Raw genomic sequence first — 26,493 nt, forward strand, 5'->3', positions numbered from 1 at the left:
TTTTATTATCCTCAAATTTACTTTCCCTCAAAACAAGATCAGAACCTATGGCGATAGATTTAACTAAATTATCAAATGTAAAAGTAAAGGCTGCGATTATTGCGTTGCAAAAAGGCGACGAGAAAACGTGGTTTTCTTTATTTGCTGCCGAAGTTGCCTTTTATGATGACGGGAACCAGATGAAATTTAATAATTTCTTCAGGAAAGCACTGGGGCATGAGCGTTTTACCAGTATAGATAAAGTTGAAAACAATGGTTTGGAAGTATATGGTCATTTTCACTCCGACCAATGGGGCGATTTTAAAACCTGCTTTAAATTTCAGGTAAACAAAGAAGGAAAAATAGCGAGGTTAGATATTGGACAAGCTTCTTATTAGTCTTGAGTCCAAAGTCAATAGTCATAAGTCCTTATTAATCGATGATTAGACTCAAGACTACTGACTCAAGACTTAGGACTTATTCTTTCTCTTCCCAAATACACGCAATATTAATAATGGTTTGTACAGCTTTTTCCATATCCTGTACGCTTACCCATTCTTGTTTACTATGAAAGGCATGTTCGCCGGCAAAGATATTGGGGCAAGGTAAGCCCATAAATGAAAGTCGCGAGCCATCTGTTCCACCACGGATACTTTGTTGTTTGGCAACCACGCCAGTTCTTTCAATGGCTTCAATGCCATATTGCACAATTTTAGGATGCTGATCTAAAATCTGTTTCATATTGCGGTATTGTGCTTTAATATTAAGCTTGTAGGTAGATTTTGGATAGTTCGCCATTACTTTATTTACAGTTTCTTCCAAAAATTGGCCATGCGCGGCTAGTTTCTCATCGGTAAAATCCCTGATGATAAACTGTGCTTCTGCCTCTTCTACCTGTCCGTTCATACTTACAGGATGGATAAATCCTTCCTTTTGGTGTGTAGCTTCTGGTGTAAGTGTATTTTTTGGCAGCGAATCTAAAATTTCAGCGAGGATTTTTATGGCGCTTTCCATTTTTCCTTTTGCAAAGCCTGGGTGTGTACTTACGCCATAAACCTTAAGGGTGGCACCATCCGCAGAAAAAGTTTCATCTTCAATAGAGCCCAGTGTTTCTCCATCTATTGTATAACCAAAATCGGCACCTAATTTCTTTAAATCAGCTTTGTCTACACCCCTGCCTATTTCTTCATCTGGTGTAAAAAGAAGTTTGATGGTTCCGTGTTTTACCTCTTGGTTTTTCATTAAAAAGGCTGCCGCTTCCATAATTTCTGCTAGTCCAGCTTTATTATCAGCGCCCAATAAAGTTGTGCCACTAGCGGTAATAATATCATTTCCAATCTGATGTTTCAGATCTTTGTGTTCAGAAATCTTGATAACAATATGGTGATCATCTGGCAGAATTAAGTCTTGTCCCTGATAATTTTCATGAATAATCGGTTTAACATTTTCACCGCTACAATCAGGCGAGGTATCCATATGTGAACAGAAGAAAATTACTGGTAACTGCTTATTGGTGTTAGATGGGATTGTACCATACACATAGCCATTATCGTCCATTTCGGCGTCAGAAATGCCTATTTCTAACAATTCCTGAACCAACACTTTGCCCAGGTTCTTCTGTTTTAGGGTTGATGGACAGGTGGGAGAATTTGGATCAGATTGGGTATCAATCTTTGCATATTTTATAAACCTCTGCTCAAGCGATTTGTTAAAGTTGTTGTATGTGCTCATAATTCAAAGGTAAAAGTTATAGATATCCAATAATCATATTATTTTTGCAAAAAAACGATATGATTTTTAATTTACTGAAAGCTACCTTCATAACCTTTTTGCTTGTTTTTACAGGTGGTTTTGCTTTTGCCCAATCCTACTATTTTAAAATGTCGTATGGTTTTGGAGGAGGAATAAACAAATCTTTTACCGATGTAAATAAAGGAGGTATTGGATATACTGCCTATGGTGTATTAGATTATCATTTCACGCCCTTTCTAACCTTGGGTTTAGAGGGACAGTATGGCATGATCAAAGGAGGAAATATACGAACCGACCCGAACAACCGTCAGTTTGTAAACAAATATACAGCAATTACTGCCAATGTAAAGCTGATGCTTGGCGAGGTGGTGAACTACGATAAAAGTGAGTTTTTATACAAAATAAGAGGCTTGTATCTGGGTTTAGGTATAGGGGCGATTAACAATAACATTACCGATATTGTAAGGTATAAACCACTTTGGGCCGCTAACCCAGGTTATGGCCCTTTTTTGGGAGAAGATAAGACCTTGGAGTTATTGGTGCCTTTAAACTTAGGATTTAACTATTACATTAACGATGGATACGGTTACATGCGGTATGTCATCAATATCAATTCACAATTGAACTATACTATAGGCGAAGGTCTGGATGGTTATGACGATTCGAGGCAAAGATTTAAAAACTTCTCACCCGATGTCTATAGCGCCTACACCATAGGTTTTAAATACATGTTGGGTGGTGTTAAAAATTATAGTAAAACACTTTAATTACATGATTTCAATTTCTTAGATTTAAGGCATGAGAAAATTTTTTGTGTTTTGTTTGCTATCCATCGGGTTAAAAGCTGCGGCACAAAAAACACCTTTCGAATTAAGCGGGAAAATCGAAACTACAACATATACCGAAGCAATATCTTATTACGAAAACCTGGCTAAAGCTTATCCCGAAGCCAAACTATTTTCCTATGGGCATACTGATTTTGGAAAACCTTTACACGTATTGGTATTGTCAGATGATCAGGTTTTCGATCCGGCACTGATCAGGAAAAGCAACAAAAGGGTGTTGTTGATCAATAATGGAATCCATCCGGGCGAACCAGAAGGAATTGATGCCTCAATGATGTTGGCCCGCGATCTCCTTAAAGCTCGTAAATTGCCAAAAGATGTAGTGATTTGCATCATTCCCATCTACAATATAGATGGCAGTTTTAACCGTAGCGGAACATCCAGGGCTAACCAGAACGGTCCGGTTACTTATGGCTTTAGAGGGAATAGTAAGAATCTCGATCTGAACCGTGATTTCATTAAAACTGATTCGAAAAATTCGGCAACATTTCAACTCATTTTTAACACCTGGCAGCCCGAAATATTTGTAGACACCCACACCAGCAATGGTGCCGATTATCAATATGTGATGACGCTTATCCCAACACAAAAAGATAAGCTAAACCCTATACTTTCTGATTATTTGACTAAAACACTGGTGCCTGATCTATATACTGGTATGGAAAAGCTTGGTTATCCGATGATTCCTTATGTAAACTCAATAGGCGAAACGCCGGAAAGCGGAATAACAGGTTTTATAGATCCTCCACGTTATTCTACCGGGTATACCACGCTGCACAATACCATCGGTTTTATGCCCGAAACACACATGTTAAAATCATACGATTTGCGTGTGGATGCCACTTATAAGCTTTTGCAAACCTATATTCAGGTTGTAGAACGAGATGCCAGAATTATTGGAGAGAATAAGCGAAAGGCTGATGAATTTGTAGCTGCACAAAAGGAATTTCCTTTAGAATGGAAGTTGAATAAGACCGGGGTAAACGATTTGACCTTTAAGGGCTTTGAGGCCGGACAAAAGCCCAGCACGGTAAGCGGCGCTGATCGTTTATACTATGATAGCAGCAAGCCTTACACCAAAACCATTAAAGAATGGAACAAGTTTGAACCTGCATTATCTGTTCAAAAACCTGTTGCCTACGTTATTCCGAAAGCCTGGGATCGCGTTATTGCCCTGCTTAAGCTAAATCAAGTTAAACTCAGGGAATTAAAAAGCGACCAGAAAATTGCGGTAGACAATTATTATATCGGTGATTTTAAAACCGGAACGCGCCCGTATGAAGGTCATTACCTGCACTCCGGTGTAAAAGTGAATACCATTCCTCAGAAACTGCAATACTACACCGGCGATTATGTGGTTTATGTAAATCAGCCAACTAATCGGTATATTATAGAAACTTTAGAACCTCAGGCTACAGATTCTTATTTCAACTGGAATTTTTTCGATTCTATTTTGGATATGAAAGAGCACTATTCGGCGTATGTTTTTGAAGATACGGCCACAGAACTGCTCAAAAATAATCCTGATTTAAAAAATAAACTCGAAGCGAAAAAAGCTTCAGACGCCGAATTTGCAAAGAACGCGGCTGCACAACTTGATTTTGTGTATAAAAATTCTGATTATTACGAAAAAACACACAATAGATATCCGGTAGCCCGTTTGGTTACGGACGTAAAACTTGATTTAAAATAACCCAAAATGGAATACTTCAATATCGCACCAGTTGCTTCAATAATTTTTGTTTTTACCATTATTACCAGCCTATACGCTTTCTATGATCACTCCCTTTACGGAAAGTTTATGCTGCATCCTTTTAGTGTTTCTAAAGGGCAGAATGTTTACACCCTGATTACCAGCGGGCTTGTGCATGCAGATTGGATGCACTTGTTTTTTAATATGTTTACCTTTTATGCTTTCGCCTTTACATTGGAAAGTTTAATGGGGAGCTGGCAGTTTGGATTATTGTATTTTTTAGGATTGGTGCTGAGTGATTTGCCCACCGTTTTTAAACATAAAGATCATTTTAACTACAATAGCCTTGGTGCATCAGGAGCAATTAGTGCTGTACTTTTCAGCTATATTTTGTTTAATCCAATGTCTAAAATTTACATTATGTTTATCCCGATCGGGATTCCAGCTGTAGTTTTTGGGATTTTGTATTTAATTTATTGTGCTTATGCTTCACGTAATTCACGAGATCATATCAACCACGATGCACACTTCTTCGGAGCCCTAACCGGATTGATTTTTACGATTATCTTTGTTCCGGGGATCTTGCAGAACTTTATTACGATGTTAACAGGAGGGAGATAGTATTCATTAGAAAGAATCGTCATTCCCGTGGGTGATGACACTAATACTAAAATACCTAAAGAATAAGTTCAAAGCCACATTATTAATCGAACTCAAGTTAATACATAAACATTGTCTTTTCCGCTCTATGCCGCGGGGGCATGGTAGTTTTTCGCAGTTGCTGTTGGTTTTAGCTGTGCTCAAGAATGCTGCGCATTTTGGAGCGCCAAAGTACCCAAAGCGCTTTGTCAATCTAGCAATGGGCCTTTTGCACAACCCTACACACATCAAAAAATCAGCGGCACTTCGTTTAATCAGTTGTTGTCTGTATTTTCTTTAGTCTGATTGAGCCCTTCGGGGTTTGTGTTCAATATTTCTTTAAAATTAAATTAGCGTTTAAGAACACAAAACCACTGCGTTTAGGTTTGGCAGTACTATTTGTTCTGTCCTACACCTGTTTTTTTGATTTCTCTGGCCCTTGGGATTGACGGCGTTCTTCGGTAAAACCTGTAAATTTATTAAAGCAAGCTAGCAAAACGTATAGAAACCCAAACCAAAAGATGTGTCCACACGATAGGTGAAAACGGGAATCCTAATGCAAAATGCTATATGTTTTTTCGCTTTAAGATACCTAGTCAAGCTGGGTATGACGAAACTCAAAAAATCATCCTGCCGTAGGCAAATTCGGCTTTTCGAAGAAACTCATTGGTTCTTCAGGATTTTTAATGATCTCGAATACCACATAACCCCAGGGTTTCCAGAAGTTTTCCAATACCTGCGCATATACTTTATGTTGCCAAACATCAAAAAGCGGTTTAGTCATGTTTCCACGTAAAGGCATGGCTTCGATATAGGTGGTGCCTTCAACCGGCATAAAAGTATATTCTGGTAAACGGTTAAACAGATAGGCTGAATAATAAAAGCGGGCGCTCAGCTCTTCAAACTGCTCGGCAGTTAAAGCTTTGCCTTTTATTTCGTTGATGAGATCCTGGTGATAGCGTTTATTGGTGCCATTGTCCTGTAAACAGGCAATGATGCCAAAATCTTTCATTTTTAGCGAGAAAGTTAAAGTATTAATCTCATCACGGAAACTGAATGGTGTTTCTCCGTTTTCGAGTTTTACTACCGTGATAGACCATGGTGAAAAATCTTCAAACTCCAGGCTGGTATATAGGTTCTGCATCATGAAATTCAGATTGGCAAATTTCATCATCAAAGATTGCGACATGTTTAAGCCATCAGCAGTCATTTCTTTCCGTAAAGCTGAATGCATTTCGATATACACAAAGCCATATAAAAACTTTCCGATCCAGTTGAAAAGATCCAGTTCAGGCAATGCAGAAACGGCATCGTAGCCTTTTGCAAATGCAGCTTCGATTTTATCTTCCAAAGGATTTAAAAACTGCTCGTTTATCTCAGTATTTATCGGGATAACCAGGGTATTGTACGAACGGATACTCTCATCCAAAAACTGGATCTGCTCTTCACCGCTCAAGCCTGCCTGCTCCAATAACCACTTGGGAAGCAAAGGCACCTGAATTACAGGAGAATTGAAAGTTTTTCCGCTTAAAAAGCAGGTTTTATATAAAAAATCGAAGTTTTGGAAAGGATTGTATAAGCCAGTGTTCATTACTGCAATATTAGCCATTATATTTTTAGGGCTAAGCAATGATGTTTTATTTTAACGCAGGGATTACAACCACTCTCACCCTATTTACGCGAATGGTATCGCAATGTCCAATTTCTCCCTCTCCTGCAGGAGAGGGATGCAAAGGTAGTGCGTAAAGAAGTTCATTAAATAGAAATAGGTTTTAGCTTCCTCCTTTTCAAGGAGGGCTGAGCAATGTGCCATTAAGCATAAGAAAATAATTTAACCACAGATAGTAAGGATGTACACAGATATGTAAATCCGTGTTTATCTGTGCTCATCTGTGGCTAAAACCCTTAACTTAATAACATTGGGGGCAGTTAAGCTAATAGTTGTTGTAATAATAACTGATATCGTCAACCAACTGCGTATAAATTGGTTTGGTAAATTCTAAAAATAAGGCACTTGGCGGGGGTGGTAGTGTTTCTTTTCTTCTGGTAATGGCCAATTGTTGTTTACTCAAGGCCCTGTCATCGCCCTTATAACTGGCCCAACTATCTCTCCAAATATAGGTACCAGGGAATTTCTGTTGACGAACCAATTTTTTTGTTTTCCAATCTGTAATGCTCATATCCAATAATCCTGATGATGAGATATTCTTTTCGAAAATACTTAAAGTGGCTTTTACTGTACCATAAATGGTTTTTTTATCGCGTGTTTCGCCGATTACCACACTGTCGCGTTTCAACTTTTCTACTCTTTCTTTTACATAGGTCTGGCCTACCACAAAATCGTCAAAGTTTAAACTCAAGACCTGATCGGGAACAATTTTTTGATCTGTTGCCTGTGTTTCGCCATAAAATATCACAAACTTATTTCTCGAGTAATTCCCGATAAACTGATCGATCTGCTGCTGAAAATAATCGCTGCTTAATTTGTACATATTGCTGTTTACAATAATCGGTTGTACCACAACCCTGGTTACTGCGGCCCAATAAGCATCTTCCATTTTGGCTTTTACATCTTTATAGTTTGGCTGAAGATTCTGTGTTTTCTCAAACTCGTAATAGGCTTTTTTTGCCGATTGACGGTTGTTTTCTCTTAAATAACCTAAACCAGAATTATATCTGGCTCCGGCAGCATTATACTTACTATCAGCAAGCTCATTGATGTATTTTGCTGGACCTGGAACAACCGTTAAACAGGCCGGACAACTATTGATATCATCAGCCAATTGATTGATTTTTTGATAATCATACATCACCGATTCCCATCTAAAAAGGTCGTTAGATGCTTTTGCCTCTTCAATTTTTCTTAAATGATCCTTTAGTGCTAAATCGTAAGCCGTTTTTAACACTTGCATGGCTTCGCTGTTTTTCGGTGAATTTTGTAGCCTGCTTACCGATTTTTCAACCGAAGCATCATAATCACCTTTTTGTAAGGCATTTTTTCCGGTGGTACATCCTCCAATAATTATTAAGGATAAATAAATAAAATACCGTAATCTTGAATTGTTTTTCATGGCAGTAGTAGTTGCGTTAATAAAACAAAGATAATTTGTAAAGCGATAATTACCTTATTTATTTAGAAGACGATTGATAATGAAGATTAGTTGCAGGCAATTTGAATTAGAATTAAAACATCCTTTTTCGATTTCGAAATTTACCCGTACCAGTACACCCTTAATGTTGTTAAAGATAGCGCATGAAGGTGTGACTGGTTATGGTGAGGCTTCTATGGTGCCTTATATGGGAGAGAGCTACGAAAGTGCAACAGCTTTTCTGCAGCTTGTAGATTGGGAAAAAATCCGATATCCATTCGATTTCAAAGAAATTATTAGCTATTTGGACAGCCTTGCTCCAGGTCAGCCAGCCATTAAAGCGGCGATAGATATTGCGCTTAACGATATTAAAGGGAAATTGTTAAATAAACCCTGTTATGAAATTTACGGCGCAGATCCTGCTAACATGCCGGTAACTTCTTATACCATTGGCATTGATACGCCTGAAGTAATCCGCGAAAAACTGAAAGATGCGGAAGCGTTTAAAGTGATTAAGGTTAAACTGGGGAGGGATAACGATCAGGAAATTATCGAAACCATTAGGAGCATGACCAATGTACCCTTATATGTAGATGCGAACCAGGGCTGGACAGATAAGATAAAAGCGATTGATTTAATTTATTGGCTGCATAACCAGGGTGTGGTGTTGATTGAGCAACCTATGGATAAAAATAACCTTGATGGGAATGCCTGGTTAACTGAGCGTAGCCCTATTCCATTACTTGCAGATGAAGCCGTACAGCGCTTAGCCGACATGGATAAACTGAAAGGGGCTTATCATGGCATTAACGTAAAACTAATGAAAAGCTGTGGCATGTACGAAGGGCATCAGATGATTTTGAAAGCCCGTTCTTTTGGGATGAAAGTGTTGATCGGTTGCATGAGCGAAACGAGTTGCGCCACTTTGGCTGCCGCTGCTTTGGCTCCTTTATGCAATTGGGCCGATTTAGATGGGCCATGGCTGACCAAAAATAACCCATTTACTGATCCAGCTTTCGAAGACGGGAAGTATATCTTAAAAAATCTGCCAGGTTTAGGCTTAGCAGGCATTACTCCTGATCTTTTTCTTTAAGGTAGAGTAGAAATGATGAATGACAGGATTGTAGAATGATTGAGGATCCTGAGCGAGATAAGGTAGATGAATTTTGGATAGGCGTTATGCCTTAATATTCAATCATTCAAAACTCGCTCATTCTATCATTAGATTGCTACTTCTGATCTTTTTCTTTAAAGCTTTTTCTGATGTCTTTAGTAAGTTGGTATTTAAAGTAAAACAAACAGGCCGTTGTACCTACCAAAAAACCAGCTGGAAGATACTTAGCATTGTTATAACACCAAACCAATCCGAAAATAGAAAGGATAATGGCTAAGTTATAGAAGATATTTAAAGCAAATTTTTTACCCACTGTTTGAGGATTGTTGTGTAAGAGAATTTATTTTTAATGACCAATTTACAATCACCAATTATCAAACAGTGTGCCGAGCAAAAAAATCAAAGCTTAACTCGCGATCTGCAAAGTTTGATAATTGGGATTTAGTTATTGGTTATTTATGTATTTATGAAGCTTAGTAAACCGGCATGCTCGGATCAAAAGCCTCTTGCCAGGCTAAAATACCGCCTTTTAAGTTATAAAGATTATCAAATCCGTATTGTTGCTCCAGCTGCATTACTGCTGCTGCGCTTCTTTTTCCGCTACGGCATTGAATAATTACCGGCTTATCTTTCGAAACCTTATCAGCCTCAATTAAAATTCCACCCAAAGGGATATTCTCACCTTCAAGATTGGAAACCTCGTATTCGAATGTTTCACGAACATCAATTAATTGAAAATCTTCTTTGTTATCGATTTTCTCTTTTAGTTCTTGTACCGATATTTCTTTCATTTTATAAAATGTATTTATGCAAATATAGGAAAATCAATTTTACGGTTCCTATCAAAAAAAAGCTATAAATTTTGTCTGAAACTGTAACAACTTTAACCCTTAGGCGTTTAATTATAAACAGTTATAAATGGACAAACTGAACCGTTTCTTTTGGTTCTGCTCTGGCGCTCATATCCCGACACTGGAAAAGTATCCTTCAGAACAAAATAAATATACTGGCATTGGTGCCACCATCTTTTTTACAGGCTTATTTGCTGCCCTTTCTGGAGGCTATGCGATGTATTTTGTATTTAAAGGCGACGATCTGGCTGTGGTTTTCGCTATAGTTTTCGGCTTTTTATGGGGAGCAGCCATCTTTAATATGGACCGCTACATTGTATCGAGCATTAATAAAAGCGCCAGCACCAATAAACAGTTATTACAGGCTACACCACGTATTCTGTTGGCCATTATGATCGGTATGGTTATTTCGAGACCGATAGAACTTAAAATTTTCGATAAAGAAATTAAAGAACGCCTAAAGGTGAGTTACCTGAATGGTCAACGTGCTAAAATCGACACCTTGAACAAAGCCTTCGAAAAAAAATATCAGGTAGAATTTGGCAGGTTAAATCAGCAGAAAGCCACCCGGGATTCACTTGAGAAAGGAATTAAAGCGGATAGGCAAAAGCTTAATTTCGAGATCTTCGGAAATAAAACCACCGAAACATCGGGTGTAATGGGCTATGGGCCATACGCCAAACGTAAGGAAGCGGAGATTGCACAACGCACGGCAGAATTAGATTCGCTGAAAGCCAACATCAATAAATCGGAAGGTTTTGTAGATAAACGCAAAGAATTTGATGGTCTGTTTACCGAAAAGCTATACACCAAAAAACAGTTAGACAGTTTATCGGATATTGCTGGTTTTGCTGATCGTAACTGGGCGTTGGGGCAACTTAAATTCAATGTGGATGGCACCCGGGATAACAATACCGCAATTGCGGTTACTTTTATCGGGCTGCTGTTTATCTTTTTTGAATGTTTACCTGTGTTTGTAAAACTGATGAGTGCCCGAGGACCTTATGACTACGCAATAGCGGATGGAGACGAGGTATCCATCTACCATTCGAAAAAGGATAAGGATTTTCATTTTGAGGTGGCCGATAATATTCACGAAACGCGGGTTGATTCCGAGTCGTCAAAGAAGAAAGAAATATTAAAAGGAAAAGCATACCGCGACCTCGAAAAATACGATTGGGACGGAGAATAGCATGGAAGATGGCTAATGGAAGAGGTAGCGAATGGTTCATAGTTAGATAGATCATGGCCAAAAGCGATTACACTATAAACCATTAGGCTATTAACCATGAGCAACCAGACCATGAACCAATAAACTATCAACTACAAAACCTCAGAATTATCAACCAAAAATCCTAAATTCACACCTCTATAACTTATTATATGAAGAAAATATTCCTCTTTACCCTTGTCGGGATGGCAAGTTTGCAGCTTAAAGCGCAAAACATTGATAAAATCATCACTCGCGAATATACCGATCACCTGATTAAAACCTTAAGTGCTGATGATATGCAGGGGCGTGCAACCTTTACGCCAGGGATTGATAAAGCCGCTACTTTTATTGAATCTGAATTTAAAAAGATCGGTTTGCAGCCTTTGGTTGGTGAAAAAACTTTCCGCCAAACTTTTAACAAATACCAGGTTGCTAACCAAAGTACCAGCGTTAAAATAGACGGACAGGAAATTGCACCAGAAAATATAATGGTTACCGGCGTTACCACAGAAAGCGTTACGCTTGATAAATCCAACACCACTGTTGTTAAATTAGATCCTGAAAAGCCTTTTGTAGAGCAGTTCAGGGCCATGCTGAATACTGATAAAAACCAGATCGTTTTAGTCGACAATAAGTTTGCTGATCTTTTTAACCGTTATAAAGATCATTTCAGCAAACCAACTACTATTGATGAAAAAGATGTAAATGCAACCAACGGCGCTGTACAGGTTTTTGTTTTAGGTAAAGATGCGGCAACGGATTTTTCGGCCACTATTAGAAGTAAAGTAACCAAAATGCCATTGTTCAATGTAGCAGGCGTAATTCCAGGTAAATCAAAAGCGAAAGAAATTGTAATTTTCTCGGGTCATTATGATCATCTGGGTTTCTTAAAACCGGTAGATGGCGATAGTATTGCCAATGGAGCCGATGATGATGCATCGGGCACAACGGCCATGATTGCCCTGGCGAAATATTATAAAGCACAAAAAAATAACGAACGTACCTTGATCTTTGTTGCTTTTACTGCTGAAGAAATTGGTGGTTTTGGCGCAAGATATTTCTCAGAAAAACTAAATCCTGATGATGTTATAGCCATGTTCAATATCGAAATGATCGGCAAAGATTCTAAGTTTGGAAAAAACACCGCATTTATTACCGGTTACGAAAGATCTGATTTTGGGAAGATTTTACAGAAAAACTTAGCAGGAACTGAATTTACTTTCCATCCGGATCCCTATCCGGATCAAAACTTATTTTATAGAAGCGATAATGCAACTTTAGCTGCTTTGGGCGTACCGGCACATACCATCAGTACCGATAAAATTGATATTGATAAATTGTACCACAGCGTGAAGGACGAATACAGTTCTTTAGATGTAGAGAATATCCTTTCTACTATTAGAGCAATTGCTAAGAGCGCAACCAGCATTGTAAACGGAACAGATACACCAACCAGGATTCCGAAGTTGAAACAATAACCGAGGTTTAATCCAGATCGTCATTTCGACCGAAGTGGAGAAATCTTTTACACCAGTTAAAAGATCTCTCCATTTCGCTGCATTTCAGTCGAGATGACGAAACAAAAATGGCCAGTGATTTTTTCACTGGCCATTGCTATTTTATAACCTTTGTAAGCAGATTACTTACTCAAATACATTGATTTATCTTTGTAAAGCTTGCGGAAGTAAGGATCTTCTAAATCTTTGATGAAACGGATGGCCTCACCTGTAGATTTCATTTCAGGACCTAATTCTTTCGCTACCTCCGGGAATTTCTCATAAGAGAAAACCGGTTCTTTAATGGCGTAACCTTTAAGTTTACGAACGATAGTAAAATCTTTCAGCTTTGCTACGCCTAACATAATTTTAGCCGCGATATTAATATATGGAACATCGTAAGCTTTTGCGATGAATGGAACCGTACGCGATGCCCTGGGATTCGCCTCGATTACATATACTTTCTCATCTTTAATAGCAAACTGGATGTTCAGTAAACCTCGTACATCTAATGCTTTTGCAATTTTAATGGAGTATTCTTCCATTGCTTTAGTTACCGTTTCGGATAAGCTGAATGTAGGTAATACTGCGAAAGAATCTCCTGAGTGGATACCTGCAGGCTCGATGTGCTCCATCATACCCACAATGTGTACATCATCACCATCAGAAATTGAATCGGATTCTGCTTCTTCTGCCCTATCTAAAAAGTGATCGATCAATACGCGGTTGCCCGGTAAGTCTCCCAATAATTTTACTACCGCTTTTTCAAGGTCTTCATCGTTAATTACAATGCTCATACCTTGTCCACCCAACACATAACTCGGACGGACCAATACCGGATAACCTACCTCATTTGCAACAACAATTGCCTCTTCGGCATTTTCTGCAACACCATATTTTGGATAAGGGATGTTTAATTCTTTCAATAGGTCAGAGAAACGGCCGCGGTCTTCGGCAATATCCATGTTCTCGAAAGATGTTCCGATAATTTTGATGCCTTTTTCAGTTAATTTTTCTGCCATTTTCAGCGCGGTTTGACCACCTAACTGAACAATTACACCTTCAGGTTTTTCCAGCTCGATAATTTCACGAACGTGTTCCCAGAAAACAGGCTCGAAGTATAATTTATCGGCCATGTTAAAGTCGGTAGATACCGTTTCAGGGTTACAGTTAACCATGATTGCTTCGAAACCCGATTCTTTGGCAGCCAATAAACCGTGTACACATGAATAATCGAATTCGATACCCTGGCCAATACGGTTAGGGCCTGAACCCAAGACAATTACTTTTTTCCTGTCTGATGGTTTTGATTCATTCTCTTCTTCGAAAGTAGAGTAATAATATGGTGTTTTGGCCGGAAACTCAGCAGCGCAGGTATCAACCATTTTATACACCCTGTTTATACCTAAAGCTTTACGGCGGTCGTAAACTTCATCTTCCGTAACATTGCCCAACAACCAGGCGATCTGGATATCGGAGAATCCTTTTTGTTTAAGTGTTACAAAGAAATCCTGAGGGATATTGTTTAGTGAATATCTTTTTAATTCAGTTTCAAGCAATACTAGTTCCTGAATCTGGTTTAAGAACCACTTATCAATTTTGGTAACCTTACGGATAGATTCCAAAGGGACACCCATTGTCATGGCGTCTTTTATTAAGAATAAACGGTTCCATGAAGCATGTTCCAGGCCGTCCATGATCTCTTCAATATTGCGTACCTGTCTGCCATCTGCACCTAAACCAGCGCGGTTGATCTCTAAACTCTGACAAGCTTTTTGTAGTGCTTCGATAAAGGTACGGCCAATTGCCATTACCTCGCCTACTGATTTCATCTGCAGGCCAAGCTCTTTGTTAGCACCTTTAAATTTATCGAAGTTCCAACGCGGTACTTTAACAATTACGTAATCTAAAGTAGGTTCGAAATATGCTGAAGTCGTTTTGGTAATTTGATTTTCAATTTCATCCAGGTTGTAACCAATGGCCAGTTTAGCTGCAATTTTCGCAATCGGATAACCGGTTGCCTTACTAGCCAAAGCTGATGAACGCGATACACGTGGGTTAATTTCGATAGCGATGATTTCATCGTTTGCCGGGTTAACCGAGAACTGAACATTACAGCCGCCGGCAAAGTTGCCGATTGCACGCATCATTTTAATCGCCTGGTTACGCATATCCTGGTAACAACGATCAGACAAAGTCATTGCCGGAGCAACAGTGATTGAATCTCCAGTGTGGATACCCATCGGATCGAAGTTTTCGATCGAACAGATAATGATTACGTTATCATTGCTATCTCTCAACAACTCTAACTCGTATTCTTTCCAGCCTAAAACAGCTTTCTCTACCAATACTTCGTGTGTTGGCGAAGCTTCTAAGCCGCGTTTTAAAGCAGCATCGAATTCTTCTTTTTTGTGCACAAAACCACCGCCAGAACCACCTAAAGTATATGAAGGGCGGATTACCAATGGATAACCGATTTCTTGTGCAGCTTCTTTACCTTCTAAAAATGAGTTGGCAATTTTCGATTCAGCAACTCCTACGCCGATATCAACCATTAACTGGCGGAAAGCTTCGCGGTTTTCTGTTTTTTCGATTGCTGCAACATCTACACCAACCACTTTTACACCGTATTTTTCCCAAACACTACGTTCTTCCGCTTCTTTACAGAGGTTTAGCGCGGTTTGGCCTCCCATTGTAGGAAGTACAGCATCAATTCTAGGTAAATCTGCAGAGTCGATATGCTCTTGTAAAATAACCTCTATTGAATCAACGCTTAACGGACGCAGGTAAACATGGTCGCCGATAACCTTATCCGTCATGATGGTAGCCGGATTGGAGTTGATAATAGAAACGGTAATCCCTTCTTCTTTTAAAGAAAGCGCCGCTTGCGAACCTGAATAATCAAATTCACAGGCTTGGCCAATAATAATTGGTCCAGATCCGATAATCAGTACTGAGCGTATGGAAGTGTCTTTAGGCATGATAAAGCTTAAACAATAATTAAAATTCTAAAGTGTTGAACCCGAAGGTGAAGAAGCAAGAAGGTATTATGCTTGTAAGAAGAAAAATCCCAACTGTTCTGTCGGGATGCAAAGATACATCATTAGATATGATTTTAAGGCGTTTTTTTTAAAATAAAAAAGAGCCCTATTTAAGCGCTCTTTTTAGATTTTTCTTTTGAGAAATGAGTTACTGTTGTAATTTAATTTCGCCTAAATCTGTAGTAGCGCTATCTTTTACGGCAACCTTTTCTATTACTGCATCTTTATATGGCGCATTTGCTTTTACCACAACCGTATAAACTCCTTCTTTAAGGTTTGTAAAAGTAAAAACACCTTGATTAATCTGTGCATTTAGGGTGTCTTTCTCTGCTACAAGCGAAACTGTAGAAGCTGCATCTCCCGGCGTAATTTTTCCGATGATTCCACCTAATTTAATATGAGTAAAGGCAATTGAGCCTAAAGCAAATACAATAAGAAGAGATAATACAACACACAATTTTTTCATGGGATAATGATTTTTTGCTTAATGTCTAAAATACATAACAGCGTTTAGTATATATAGTTTTAAATAGTGAACACTATTTTTCTGATTGTACTATAAATTATACATGAGTGTAAAGTGAAAATATTTATTTTTACTACAAATGTTAATTAGTGTTAATACAATTTCGCAAAAGTAGTCCTGTTGGTCAGAATTACGTCACGAAGTTGTGATGATCGAAATATTGGCAATGATGTTGTAATAAGCAGAACATATATGCGTTTTGTATATACTTTAGACAATGATCTAAAGCTTCCTCCGCGGAGTAGTTACCCGCCATGAGGATTTCTTCATAAATAGTTTGTTTGGTTTATTATCCGGTTAGAGGAGCCCTCCTCAGCCGGATTTTTTCTTTTATGGCTTTTTCTTTTACATTTGACCGTATTCAGAAAACGTATCGTGAATAAGAACATAAAAAAGATTGCTATTGTTGGCCCGGAAAGTACGGGAAAATCTACTATATCTCAGCTGCTGGCTAAATACTACAAAGTTTCGTGGGTGCCTGAATATGCCCGCTACTATTGCGAAAACCTGGTTGCCGATTATACGCTACAAGATGAAGTGAACATGTACTACGGCCAGGTAGCTTTAGAAGACGCAGTTTTGGTGATTACCGAAAGTGATTTTATTATTTGCGATACCACTTTTATTACGGTAAAGATATGGAGCGATGAAGTGCTTGGTGAAACACCCCAGGTTGTATTGGATGCACTACCGAAGAAGCCATACGACCTTTATCTGTTAATGGATATTGATTTGCCCTGGCAGGACGATCCGCTGCGCGATTTTCCAGAGAAACGCGAATATTTTATGCAGGTTTGGCATAAGGAGCTGAAAGCATTGAATGCAAATTATAAAGTAGTTGGCGGTCTGGGTAATGAAAGGCTGGCGAATGCGATTAAAGCCATTGATGATTTCCTGAAGAGATAATAAAGGATATTATTTTTTTGGAAAAGTATGGCTTGTGGTTCATGGCGGCCTGTTGTCCCGCCATACGCTATAGCCCTCATGAAAAATTCGGGGCTGCCGCTACTGTCGGGTTTATTGAACTGGGGTTTGCCTAAAACACGAAACGTTCCTACGGAACGAAAAAATAAAACATTTTTTTTCTACCTGGGAGTCGTCCCCATGAGACGGGAGAGGTAAAATAATCACAGGCCGTCCCTTCGGGACGCCTGCCGGGTAGCCAATTTACAATTGGCGTTTTCATTCCGTAGGAACGTTAGGTGATCATCCGCTAATATTGATGCCAGCTTGGCCACCTAAACCCGATTGGAACGGATGCCGATTTCCTTCAAATTGGCAGGAGGGAAAGCGGGACTGTAAATCCTATACACGCAGAACCCCCCCATTTTCTAAAATAAAAACCAATAACTTTATAAGTAATGCATAAACGGTAGATTTTAATCAATTGGAATTGAAAGTTGCCAGAATCGCACGAATTACCAAATATTTTCTACATTTGCAGCATCATTAGGGGTGCCTTGTTTAAATAACACAAAAACAGGCTGAGATCATACCCATTTTGAGGTAAGAGGTAGAAGGTAAAAAGGTAGAGGGTAATGCCATCAACCTTACAACCCTCCAGCCATCAACCTCGAATGCACCTGATCCGGGTAATGCCGGCGTAGGGATTGGAGTTATGGAAGTTTAACTGAAATCGGGGAAGCCCCTTTTTCCGATGGGTTTAACTAAAAACAATAAGATTGAAAAATTTACTTTTTGCAGCCCTTGTTGCAATGTTGCCATTCCTTGCATCGGCACAAATTTCGGTTACTGGTAGAGTAACAGACCAAAATCAGCAGCCGCTTCCGGGTGCTACGGTTAAATTAAGAAACCAAAAAACGGCAATAGTGAGTGATGCCTCAGGAAATTATGCCATTACAAACCTCGGTAATGGAAAATACACTATTGTGGTAAGTTATATTGGCTATAAAACAATTGAAAAAACTGTCGAACTTAATCAGAATACCACAGCTGATTTTAGCCTCTTACCTCAAAATTTCCTGGCTGATGAGGTAATTGTACGTGCAACCCGTGCCACAGATAAATCAGCAACTACTTATAAAAATATCAGCAAGGAAGAAATCCAGCAGAATAATTTCGGACAGGATCTGCCTTTTATCCTCCAGAATACTCCTGGCGTGGTGGTTAATTCGGACGCCGGTGCTGGTGTGGGTTATACCGGAATCCGTATACGCGGAAGCGATAACAGCAGGATTAACGTTACCGTTAACGGCATTCCTATCAACGATAGCGAAAGCCAGGGAACTTTTTATGTTAATATGCCAGATTTTGCTTCATCAGTAGATAATGTGCAGATTCAGCGTGGCGTAGGTACCTCAACCAATGGTGCAGGTGCATTTGGCGCAAGTTTGAACATCCAAACTACTGCAAGCGAAACGGAACCTTATGCAGAAGTAAACAGCACTTACGGCAGTTTCAATACCTGGAAAAATACGGTAAAAGTTGGTACGGGTTTAATTAATAATCGTTTTAGTTTCGACGGACGTTTATCAAGAATCAGTTCTGATGGTTATGTAGATCGCGGATCATCTTTACTAAAATCGTATTTTCTATCTGGTGCTTACCATGGAGATAAGGATTTATTGCGTGTAAATGTTTTCTCTGGAAATGAAAAAACCTACCAATCGTGGAACGGAATCCCGCAATCACGTTTAGAAAATGATGTAGCAGGAATGAACGCTTATATCGATAGAAATGGATTAGGTGCCGAAGATGCGGCAAATCTTTTAAACTCTGGCAGGAGGTATAATAGTTTCCTTTATAACAACCAAACGGATAATTATACACAGAATCACTATCAGCTAATTTATGCCAGACAGATTTCTGATCAGTTTTCTTTTAATGGCGCCTTACATTATACCAAAGGAGAAGGTTATTATGAAGAATACAGGGTACAGGATAGTCTGAAACATTATGGCTTGAACCCAGTTGCTGTTGCTGGTGGTACACCTATCGCCAAAACAGATCTAATCCGCCGCCGTTGGTTGGATAACGATTTCTATGGTGTTACTTATGCCTTTAACTACGTACCCCAAAAGAATTTAAACTTTACTTTGGGTGGTGCATACAACGAATATAAGGGCGCTCACTTTGGGCAGGTAATCTGGGCACAATATGCTTCAAACGGAAACATTGACAGGCATTATTATGATAATGATGGTTTTAAAACCGATTTTAATGTTTATGGCAAAGTAAATTATAGCCCTGTTGAAGATTTGAGTTTATTTGCCGATCTGCAATACCGCCGTGTATATTATGATATTGCCGGAACAGAAAATAAGTTAAATACATTGGCCATTAACCAAACCTTAAATTTCTTTAACCCGAAGTTTGGGGCAACGTATTTTATCAATCCACAGAGCAACTTTTATGCTTCGTTCAGTGTGGCGAATAAAGAACCAAACCGCGATGATTATGCGGATGCAACAGTTGGCATTACCCCTAAACCGGAGCGCTTGAACGATGTAGAATTGGGATACCGTTTTAAAGATGACAAATTTAATATAGGTGCCAATGCATATGGTATGTTCTATAAAAACCAATTGGTGGTAACCGGAAAAATAAACGATGTTGGTGGAAACTTCCGTCAGAATGTGGATAGGAGTTACCGTTTAGGGATAGAGCTTGATGGTTCTTATACCATTAGCAAACAGTTTATTGTAAATGCCAACGCTGCCTTTAGCCGCAACAAAATCAAAAACTTTACCGAGTATTATGATGATTATGATAATGGTGGACAGGTAGTAAATAATTATAACCTTACCGACATTTCGTTTTCGCCAAATACGGTCCTTTTCGGAGAGCTTGTTTATAAACCGGTTAACGGTTTTGCGGTGGCTTTGCAAAGTAAATATGTGAGCAAACAATATCTGGATAACACGCAGAACAACGATAGAACCATTAATGGTTACTGGGTAAGCAATGCACGTTTAGGTTACGATTTTAAATTTGCCGGCGTTAAAAATATTAACCTGGGTTTGTTAGTCAATAACATATTAGACAAAAAATACGAAAGCAACGGTTATACTTATGGCTACCAATATGGAGGAAGCAGAATAACCGAAAACTTTTTTTACCCACAAGCGGGCACCAACTTTTTACTAAGTTTGAATGTGAAATTTTAACCTGTCATTCAGAGTTGACAACTTTTAGGCAAATCGCTTATTAAAGTTGTCAACTCGAATCATTAATCGTTGGCTCACTAAACAAGATCCCATTCAGATGGTCTTTGCGGCATATAGTATGAAACTGAAAAAAAGGTTAGAGCTAAAATAGGATCATCATTGCAGAATATACTTGCAATGGCGATTTTGTTTATATTGCCCTCCTGATCTTAAAATCGAATCATCTTAAAAATCCTGTCCACCCAGTATGAAATACATCGAAAAACTTCATTACATCACGCACGATATCCCGCATTTAAGCCACATTGAACAGGTGCAACAGGCCTGCGAGGCGGGTGCAAAATGGATCCAGTACCGTTGCCTGAGTAAAAGTGACGAAGAACTCTTACAGGATATTAATGCGATAGCCGAAATCTGTGATGACTGGGGCACCACCTTAATTGTTACCGATCATGTTCATTTAAATGGAAAGGCCGATATCCAGGGGTTTCATATCGAAGATATGGATGCCGATTTTGTCAAACTGCGCAAACTGGTTGGAAATGATATTACCCTTGGAGGATCGGCGAATACTGTAGACAATTTAATCAGGCTTGCAAAAGAAGGTGCCGATTATGCTGGTTATGGTCCATTTGCAATAACAGAAACCAAACCCAACAATTATAACCTCCAGGGCATTGAAGGCTATCAACAAATGGTAAAAGAATTGAAAGCTCAGGCCATCAGTATTCCGGTGTTGGCTGTAGGTGGGATAAAAACATACGATGTAGAAGCTTTAATGCAAACCGGTATTTATGGCATAGCCGTTTCCGGAGCCATTAATTTTGCCGACGATTTTATTGAAACTTATCAGGATTTTTACACAGTTGTTAAAGAAAGCGCTGTTAATTAACATTTTATAATTTGAAGCCCGTGAGATAATATTTAGTTTTGGTTAAAACCGAATAAAATATGTCTGAAAACGCTCTTCAAAACAATACGCCCTGGAATATTTATAAAAAAATCTCTTTCAGGTTCTTTTTCCTGCTCTTGTCTCTTTTCATCATCTTGAATAATAATGGAGCCTTTACGTTCCTATCAAGTGTATTGCAGTTGCCGAACCTGGTATTGCACGATCTTATCCCCTGGTTCTCTAAACACATTATCCACTATAATTACGATTTTACAATTTATACCAATGGTAGTGGCGATACCTCTTATGATTGGGTATTGTTACTCTTTATATTTTTGGTATCGGTAATTGGTAGCATCATTTGGTCGGTTTTAGACCGCAAACGCAAAAGTTACAATACAGCTTACTACTGGCTTGTGGTACTGGTAAGATTTTATTTAGCCTTTACTTTGATATTATACGGCGCTATAAAAGTAATCAAACTTCAATTTCCTGATCCTTCATTAATGAGGTTACTTCAACCTTTCGGAAATGCGTCGCCAATGGGCCTTGCATGGACCTTTCTCGGTTTTTCTAAAGGCTACAATATTTTTATGGGCATCATAGAAGTTTCTGCCATTATGCTTTTGTTCCGTAGAACGGTTGTTGTGGGTGCCTTTATATCATTGGCTACAACAGCGCATGTAATGTCGATGAATTATTTTTTCGACGTTCCTGTAAAACTACTCTCAACCGCACTAGTGGTGATGTGTGTTTTTATTTTGGCCCCTCATTTCTTAAAACTATATCGCTTCTTTATCAGATATGAAAGCCAGCAGCTCGAAAAAATGTATCGCCCAGCTTTTAAAAAGAGATGGCTTTACTTTACGGCTTATGGTGCAAAATACCTATACATTACTGCTTCTCTGGTATTCCTGATATCATCATTAATTGAACAGAGAAAAACTTATGGTAGTGCAGCTCCCAAACCATTTATGTATGGCATTTATAATGTTGAAAGCATGAAAGTTAAAGGTGAAACCTTAGCGCCTTTAACTACTGATAGTACGCGATGGAGACAGATGATTATTAATTATTCAGGTTATGCAAGGATAAAGAAGATGAACGATAGCTCTGCTAATTTTACTACTGTTTTTGATCAGAAGAAAAAAGAATTGGTACTTAAATCAACTGATAAAGACTCCACTAAATATGTTTTAAACTATAATATTGTTGGAAAAGACAGACTGATGCTTTCGGGCCTGACAGAGAAAGATTCCATATCGGTAAGTTTTAAGCGAAAAGACCTTAAAGACTTTAAGCTCATTAACAGGGGTTTCCATTGGGTGAGTGAATATCCATACAATCGTTAATCATTTTACGTCCGGCTGATTCTTCCTATACTGTACTTAAAGCGAAATTTCTATATTCGCAGTATGTCTTCACACCATATTGTAAAAGAAAAACAAGAGCCAGCTTTATACATCGATGAGCTTGGGAATTTTAACGAAGAGCTTTTAGGGCAACTGCTCGAATGGAGCCCTACCCTTTTGGTTAACGGAGAAAATTACGATAAGATTTTTTCTTTAGGTTTAAAGGTAGATGTGCTGGTAAACGGGAACGGGCAGGAAGCGCAGGAAGATACCAAAGTTGTTCAAGGACCTGTTGATGCTTTAATGGTAGCCGTTAATTATCTGTACGAAGAGAAATACCCTGCGGTAAATGTAATTACGAAAAAATTCGATCTTGAGAAATTTGCAGGATTTGAAGACAAAATTAATCTGGTGGTATTTACCGAAAGAGCAAAGCACTATCCTATAAAATCGGGATTCTCTGTTTGGAAACCTGCGGGAAGTGAGTTTCTGATTCATGGTAACCGATATATGGAAGTAACCAACCTCGCGCAGAATGAAGAAGAAATTTTTACTGTAGTTAAAGATGGCTTTGTAGAATTTACCTTTTCAGGACAACCAATTTTTATTAGCGAACCTATATGATTACCCTTAGAAAAGCAAAAGAAGATGATATAGAAATCATCATGGACATTGCTGCGGCAACCTGGCCATCAACCTACCTTGATATTATCGGGCAGGCGCAGATTGATTATATGTTGGATAAAATGTATAACAAAGGCGAGCTATTGAAACAATTTATGGAAGGGCATATTTTCCTCATTGCTGAGGAAGGCGAAAATCAGTTCGGGTTTGCAGGATATTCTATTATTGGGCATGATGCACGTATTTACAAACTGCACAAGCTTTATGTGCTGCCATCTGCACATGGTAAGGGCGTTGGGAAAATCTTAATTAATGAGGTTTTTAACCAGGTAAAAGATGCAGGAGGAAGCGCCCTGCAATTGAATGTGAACAAGTATAATAAAGCCAAAGACTTTTATCTGAAAGGAGGTTTCACCATTAAAGAATCGGTAAAACTTGATATAGGTGAGGGCTACTTTATGGACGATTATGTTATGGAGTATAAGTTTTAACTCTTCTCGAATTATCGTCATTTCGAGCGTAGTGCAACGCAGCCGAGAAATCTATCTAAATAGATTTCTCCATTTCGCTGCGCTCCAGTCGAAAAGACGATCGATTTTTGGGAATGACGATCATCGCATTAATTATCTCACTAATTCTTCATCCTTCCCTGCTCTGCTTCGGTACCTGTTGAGCGGCGACGGGCCGGTTTGATTTCATTCTTACCAAAGCGATAAGTAAAGCTGATTTTGCCAATTTGAGTTTCATTTTTCTGATGTACGGAGTAAGTTAAACCCGGATAGGCACTTGATAAATTGTTTTCAGACATATTAAATACATCTGATAAGGCCAGCTTCAAACTTGCCTTTTTGTTGAACATTGATTTGCTCAAACCTGCATCAATATAGTAACGGGCTTTTAAACTTAGCGTTCCATAATCAAGCGGCGATTCGTAGCTACCATTTATTTCTGCTGTAAAACCATCCATAATAGTAAAGGTTTGCTGAGATTTAAATTGAAAAGAAGTTTTACCGGTTTTTAAAGCGCTCCCGGCCAGATCAGGTGCTTCAAAACTCAGGTAAAAAACATTTAAGTTATTATTGGTCTGCCACCATTTTGTAAGCTGTACAGGTACGTTCAAATTAGCGTTGTAGCTAATATTTGTGGCAATATTTGCATTGGTTTGATATAACGATTTATTTGCCGCATCTGGTAAAATTACCTCAGCAATTACATCGTTAATCTTGCTATAGCCTATTGAGAGCATATATTTTTGCAACAGGGTATAACTGAGCTCAAAATTATGTGTATACTGTGGGTTTAAAAACGGATTCCCTTTGTTATAGGTAAATTCGTCTAAGTAATAAATAAAGGGATTTAAGGCATCATAACTCGGGCGGTCTATTCTTCTGCTATAAGAAAAGCCTAACTGATTGTTTTTAGAAAGCGTTTGCTGAACAAATAACGTTGGAAAGAAATCCCAGTAATTTCGTTCTACAACTGTATTTGTAGTAATCAAATTTCCTTTCGAATTGGTTTGCTCAACCCTTAGACCAATCTGCACGCTGGTATTTTTAAACTGTTTGTTGATATTGGTATAGGCCGCATTTACATTTTCATCATAAACAAATTGATTACTTCGTTTTACATCGTTCTGCCAGGCATTACTTACTAATACTTCTGCCTGTAAGTCATTATCGGTTTTAACCCAGCTGCTTTTAACCCCGGCTTCAAGTTTAACCGTTTTGTTTAGCGAAACATTATAATCGATTTTAAATGCTTTGATATCAATAATCGAAGGGGTGTTGTTCCTTGTATATATGATCGGGCGGATGCTGTTTCCGTTTTGAAACCGATAATCGTTTTCATAATCAGAACCATCGTTTCCTTTGTATTTGGAATAATCTACATCTGCCGAGATTTCTGAGCCCGCGGTATCCAGAACAGATTTATAATTTAAGTTATAAGAAACATTATTGTATTTGTTTGTCTGCAATGATTTGGTTATCAGGCTGGAATCTGCCTTTTGAAAAGATGTACCAATTAAAGTATTGTTTGCGGATGCTTCGGTGCCATGGTTAAAATAACCATTTACCAATAGTCCAATGGTATTTTTCTTATCGATAAAATAATCTAATCCTGCTTTAAGGTTATTGTTATATTGTTTTCTTTTGCTCTCACCTACCTGCATAAAGTAAATATCGGGCGTGCCGTTCGAAATCCGGTCAATAGCGATCAGGTTATCTCGCTCAAACTTACCATAGTTGTAGTTGCCAAAAAGATTAAGTTTCTGTGTACGGTGGTTCAGGTTTAAACCTGCATTTCCCCTCAGGTTTTTGCCATATCCCAATGATCCGTTTATGCTGCCGTTTGTTCCGCCATTTTTATTTTTCTTTGTTTTGATGTTTATAATTCCTGAGTTTCCTGAGGCATCGTATTTGGAAGATGGATTAGTAATTAACTCAATGCTTTCTATGTCAGAACTCTGCATATTCCGTAACAGGTTGGCCACATCGGCACTACTCATGTAAGTTTGTTTGCCATCCAATTGAATTAATACCCCCTGTTTTCCCATCATCGAAATCTTATCGTTTTGATCTACCGATACGCCTGGTGCTTTTTGTAAAACTTCCAGTGCAGTAGAACCTGTCATAACCGCACTATTGGAAACGTTCATCACGATCTTATCCATTTTCCTTTCGATTAATGGCTTGGTTACCGCTACATTCACTTCTTTTAAGTTTTGAGTGCTTGCAACAAGCTGTGCCGTTCCGAAATCTACTTTTTGATTATCCTCTGTTAAAAAAATGGTTTTACTTTTAAGCGTTTTATAGCCCATGTTACTGGCCTTATAATAATAACTCCCCTTGACCGAAACATTAAAAGTAAATATCCCGCTTGGATCGGTAAATGCTGTTTTAACCACGCTGGAATCAGATGCTTTAAAGAGTACGACAGTAACGTAATCTGCAGGTTTTTTGGTCTCATCTAAAATTACTCCACTGATGTTCGGTTTAGGATTTGTTTGCGCAAAACCTATTGTAACAATAAAAAGAAGCGTAAGAGTAAATGCTATTTTGTATAGTGTTTTCATGTTTAGGTATTTATTCTTTAAAAAATGGGCAAAAAATTCCTATACCGCATCTGCATGCGCTTCAGTTTAATTGCTTGCTTATTTAAAGTTTAGCCGGAAACGAAAGGTTCCAATTGTTTAGTTACAGATAAGACGACCGTTTTTTAAAAAGGTTACAGGGAAAGTGAAAAAGTCCTGAGTCGGGTTA

Annotated in this window: 21 protein-coding genes; 13 read left to right on the forward strand and 8 right to left on the reverse strand. The window is 38.5% G+C overall.

Annotated features, from left to right (window positions below):
- Positions 1-47 precede the first annotated feature (47 nt).
- On the forward strand, positions 48-377 hold the full coding sequence (locus BCL90_RS18515; protein WP_121285666.1) for a hypothetical protein: 330 nt from the start codon (positions 48-50) through the stop codon (positions 375-377).
- A gap of 79 nt (positions 378-456) precedes the next feature.
- Here BCL90_RS18515 and pepT read toward each other — a convergent pair whose 3' ends face one another.
- Positions 457-1,710, reverse strand: coding sequence for a peptidase T (gene pepT / locus BCL90_RS18520; protein WP_121285668.1), 1,254 nt, complete (start codon positions 1,708-1,710; stop codon positions 457-459).
- Positions 1,711-1,769: 59 nt separating this feature from the next.
- On the opposite strand from pepT, the gene BCL90_RS18525 reads away from it, so the two are divergent.
- From BCL90_RS18525 to BCL90_RS18535, 3 genes are read left to right on the forward strand one after another with little or no spacing between them, the layout of a single operon-like run.
- Positions 1,770-2,498, forward strand: a complete 729-nt coding sequence (locus tag BCL90_RS18525; protein ID WP_244094978.1) for a hypothetical protein — start codon at positions 1,770-1,772, stop codon at positions 2,496-2,498.
- 31 nt (positions 2,499-2,529) lie between these two features.
- Positions 2,530-4,269: a M14 family metallopeptidase gene (locus BCL90_RS18530; protein ID WP_121285670.1), complete on the forward strand. Its 1,740-nt coding sequence runs from the start codon at positions 2,530-2,532 to the stop codon at positions 4,267-4,269.
- A gap of 6 nt (positions 4,270-4,275) precedes the next feature.
- Positions 4,276-4,890: a rhomboid family intramembrane serine protease gene (locus BCL90_RS18535; RefSeq protein ID WP_121285672.1), complete on the forward strand. Its 615-nt coding sequence runs from the start codon at positions 4,276-4,278 to the stop codon at positions 4,888-4,890.
- A gap of 643 nt (positions 4,891-5,533) precedes the next feature.
- On the opposite strand, the gene BCL90_RS18540 is transcribed toward BCL90_RS18535, so the two are convergent.
- The gene (locus BCL90_RS18540; RefSeq protein WP_121285674.1) at positions 5,534-6,517 is read right to left on the reverse strand and encodes a hypothetical protein; all 984 of its coding nucleotides are present in this window, start codon (positions 6,515-6,517) and stop codon (positions 5,534-5,536) included.
- 325 nt (positions 6,518-6,842) lie between these two features.
- Positions 6,843-7,979 carry a hypothetical protein gene (locus tag BCL90_RS18545; protein WP_121285676.1) on the reverse strand — a complete coding sequence of 379 codons (1,137 nt, stop codon included), beginning with the start codon at positions 7,977-7,979 and terminating at the stop codon, positions 6,843-6,845.
- Between the two features lie 79 nt (positions 7,980-8,058).
- Here BCL90_RS18545 and BCL90_RS18550 point away from each other — a divergent pair, with 79 nt between their 5' ends.
- Positions 8,059-9,090: a dipeptide epimerase gene (locus BCL90_RS18550; RefSeq protein ID WP_121285678.1), complete on the forward strand. Its 1,032-nt coding sequence runs from the start codon at positions 8,059-8,061 to the stop codon at positions 9,088-9,090.
- A 136-nt stretch (positions 9,091-9,226) separates the two neighbouring features.
- On the opposite strand, the gene BCL90_RS18555 is transcribed toward BCL90_RS18550, so the two are convergent.
- Positions 9,227-9,424 carry a DUF6358 family protein gene (locus BCL90_RS18555; protein WP_029277955.1) on the reverse strand — a complete coding sequence of 66 codons (198 nt, stop codon included), beginning with the start codon at positions 9,422-9,424 and terminating at the stop codon, positions 9,227-9,229.
- A 160-nt stretch (positions 9,425-9,584) separates the two neighbouring features.
- Positions 9,585-9,902 (reverse strand): rhodanese-like domain-containing protein, encoded by a 318-nt coding sequence (locus BCL90_RS18560; RefSeq protein WP_121285680.1) that lies wholly within the window; start codon positions 9,900-9,902, stop codon positions 9,585-9,587.
- 127 nt (positions 9,903-10,029) lie between these two features.
- On the opposite strand from BCL90_RS18560, the gene BCL90_RS18565 reads away from it, so the two are divergent.
- Positions 10,030-11,154 (forward strand): DUF4407 domain-containing protein, encoded by a 1,125-nt coding sequence (locus tag BCL90_RS18565; protein WP_121285682.1) that lies wholly within the window; start codon positions 10,030-10,032, stop codon positions 11,152-11,154.
- A 191-nt stretch (positions 11,155-11,345) separates the two neighbouring features.
- A complete protein-coding gene (locus BCL90_RS18570) occupies positions 11,346-12,653 on the forward strand; it encodes a M20/M25/M40 family metallo-hydrolase (RefSeq protein WP_121285684.1) in 1,308 nt (435 codons plus the stop codon).
- Between the two features lie 161 nt (positions 12,654-12,814).
- Here BCL90_RS18570 and carB read toward each other — a convergent pair whose 3' ends face one another.
- Both carB and BCL90_RS18580 read right to left on the reverse strand, forming a co-directional pair.
- Positions 12,815-15,652, reverse strand: a complete 2,838-nt coding sequence (gene carB, locus BCL90_RS18575) for a carbamoyl-phosphate synthase large subunit (RefSeq protein WP_121285686.1) — start codon at positions 15,650-15,652, stop codon at positions 12,815-12,817.
- A gap of 208 nt (positions 15,653-15,860) precedes the next feature.
- Entirely contained in the window at positions 15,861-16,178 is a 318-nt protein-coding gene (locus tag BCL90_RS18580) for a carboxypeptidase regulatory-like domain-containing protein (protein WP_121285688.1), read from the reverse strand.
- Between the two features lie 435 nt (positions 16,179-16,613).
- On the opposite strand from BCL90_RS18580, the gene BCL90_RS18585 reads away from it, so the two are divergent.
- The 6 genes from BCL90_RS18585 to BCL90_RS18610 all read left to right on the forward strand — a co-directional run bounded on the left by BCL90_RS18585 (position 16,614) and on the right by BCL90_RS18610 (position 23,724).
- Complete coding sequence (locus BCL90_RS18585; RefSeq protein ID WP_121285690.1) at positions 16,614-17,144, forward strand: AAA family ATPase; 531 nt, start codon at positions 16,614-16,616, stop codon at positions 17,142-17,144.
- Positions 17,145-17,920: 776 nt separating this feature from the next.
- Positions 17,921-20,365 (forward strand): TonB-dependent receptor, encoded by a 2,445-nt coding sequence (locus tag BCL90_RS18590; RefSeq protein WP_317126839.1) that lies wholly within the window; start codon positions 17,921-17,923, stop codon positions 20,363-20,365.
- 247 nt (positions 20,366-20,612) lie between these two features.
- Complete coding sequence (locus BCL90_RS18595) at positions 20,613-21,257, forward strand: thiamine phosphate synthase (RefSeq protein ID WP_121285692.1); 645 nt, start codon at positions 20,613-20,615, stop codon at positions 21,255-21,257.
- 59 nt (positions 21,258-21,316) lie between these two features.
- Positions 21,317-22,609 (forward strand): hypothetical protein, encoded by a 1,293-nt coding sequence (locus tag BCL90_RS18600; RefSeq protein WP_121285694.1) that lies wholly within the window; start codon positions 21,317-21,319, stop codon positions 22,607-22,609.
- Between the two features lie 63 nt (positions 22,610-22,672).
- Complete coding sequence (locus BCL90_RS18605) at positions 22,673-23,233, forward strand: thiamine pyrophosphokinase (protein WP_121285696.1); 561 nt, start codon at positions 22,673-22,675, stop codon at positions 23,231-23,233.
- On the forward strand, positions 23,230-23,724 hold the full coding sequence (locus BCL90_RS18610) for a GNAT family N-acetyltransferase (protein WP_121285698.1): 495 nt from the start codon (positions 23,230-23,232) through the stop codon (positions 23,722-23,724). The genes BCL90_RS18605 and BCL90_RS18610 overlap by 4 nt, the downstream gene beginning before the upstream one ends.
- A 140-nt stretch (positions 23,725-23,864) precedes the next feature.
- On the opposite strand, the gene BCL90_RS18615 is transcribed toward BCL90_RS18610, so the two are convergent.
- Positions 23,865-26,306, reverse strand: a complete 2,442-nt coding sequence (locus BCL90_RS18615) for a TonB-dependent receptor (protein WP_121285700.1) — start codon at positions 26,304-26,306, stop codon at positions 23,865-23,867.
- Positions 26,307-26,493: the final 187 nt, after the last annotated feature.

Origin of the sequence: Pedobacter alluvionis, from assembly GCF_003664035.1 — a bacterium.
GTDB lineage: Bacteria > Bacteroidota > Bacteroidia > Sphingobacteriales > Sphingobacteriaceae > Pedobacter > Pedobacter alluvionis.

Bases quoted from the DNA above. Each gene is read 5' to 3' on its own strand.
- BCL90_RS18515 (WP_121285666.1), top strand. From the start codon at position 48: ATGGCGATAGATTTAACTAAATTATCAAATGTAAAAGTAAAGGCTGCG.
- pepT (WP_121285668.1), bottom strand. From the start codon at position 1,710: ATGAGCACATACAACAACTTTAACAAATCGCTTGAGCAGAGGTTTATA.
- BCL90_RS18525 (WP_244094978.1), top strand. From the start codon at position 1,770: ATGATTTTTAATTTACTGAAAGCTACCTTCATAACCTTTTTGCTTGTT.
- BCL90_RS18530 (WP_121285670.1), top strand. From the start codon at position 2,530: ATGAGAAAATTTTTTGTGTTTTGTTTGCTATCCATCGGGTTAAAAGCT.
- BCL90_RS18535 (WP_121285672.1), top strand. From the start codon at position 4,276: ATGGAATACTTCAATATCGCACCAGTTGCTTCAATAATTTTTGTTTTT.
- BCL90_RS18540 (WP_121285674.1), bottom strand. From the start codon at position 6,517: ATGGCTAATATTGCAGTAATGAACACTGGCTTATACAATCCTTTCCAA.
- BCL90_RS18545 (WP_121285676.1), bottom strand. From the start codon at position 7,979: ATGAAAAACAATTCAAGATTACGGTATTTTATTTATTTATCCTTAATA.
- BCL90_RS18550 (WP_121285678.1), top strand. From the start codon at position 8,059: ATGAAGATTAGTTGCAGGCAATTTGAATTAGAATTAAAACATCCTTTT.
- BCL90_RS18560 (WP_121285680.1), bottom strand. From the start codon at position 9,902: ATGAAAGAAATATCGGTACAAGAACTAAAAGAGAAAATCGATAACAAA.
- BCL90_RS18565 (WP_121285682.1), top strand. From the start codon at position 10,030: ATGGACAAACTGAACCGTTTCTTTTGGTTCTGCTCTGGCGCTCATATC.
- BCL90_RS18570 (WP_121285684.1), top strand. From the start codon at position 11,346: ATGAAGAAAATATTCCTCTTTACCCTTGTCGGGATGGCAAGTTTGCAG.
- carB (WP_121285686.1), bottom strand. From the start codon at position 15,652: ATGCCTAAAGACACTTCCATACGCTCAGTACTGATTATCGGATCTGGA.
- BCL90_RS18580 (WP_121285688.1), bottom strand. From the start codon at position 16,178: ATGAAAAAATTGTGTGTTGTATTATCTCTTCTTATTGTATTTGCTTTA.
- BCL90_RS18595 (WP_121285692.1), top strand. From the start codon at position 20,613: ATGAAATACATCGAAAAACTTCATTACATCACGCACGATATCCCGCAT.
- BCL90_RS18600 (WP_121285694.1), top strand. From the start codon at position 21,317: ATGTCTGAAAACGCTCTTCAAAACAATACGCCCTGGAATATTTATAAA.
- BCL90_RS18605 (WP_121285696.1), top strand. From the start codon at position 22,673: ATGTCTTCACACCATATTGTAAAAGAAAAACAAGAGCCAGCTTTATAC.
- BCL90_RS18610 (WP_121285698.1), top strand. From the start codon at position 23,230: ATGATTACCCTTAGAAAAGCAAAAGAAGATGATATAGAAATCATCATG.
- BCL90_RS18615 (WP_121285700.1), bottom strand. From the start codon at position 26,306: ATGAAAACACTATACAAAATAGCATTTACTCTTACGCTTCTTTTTATT.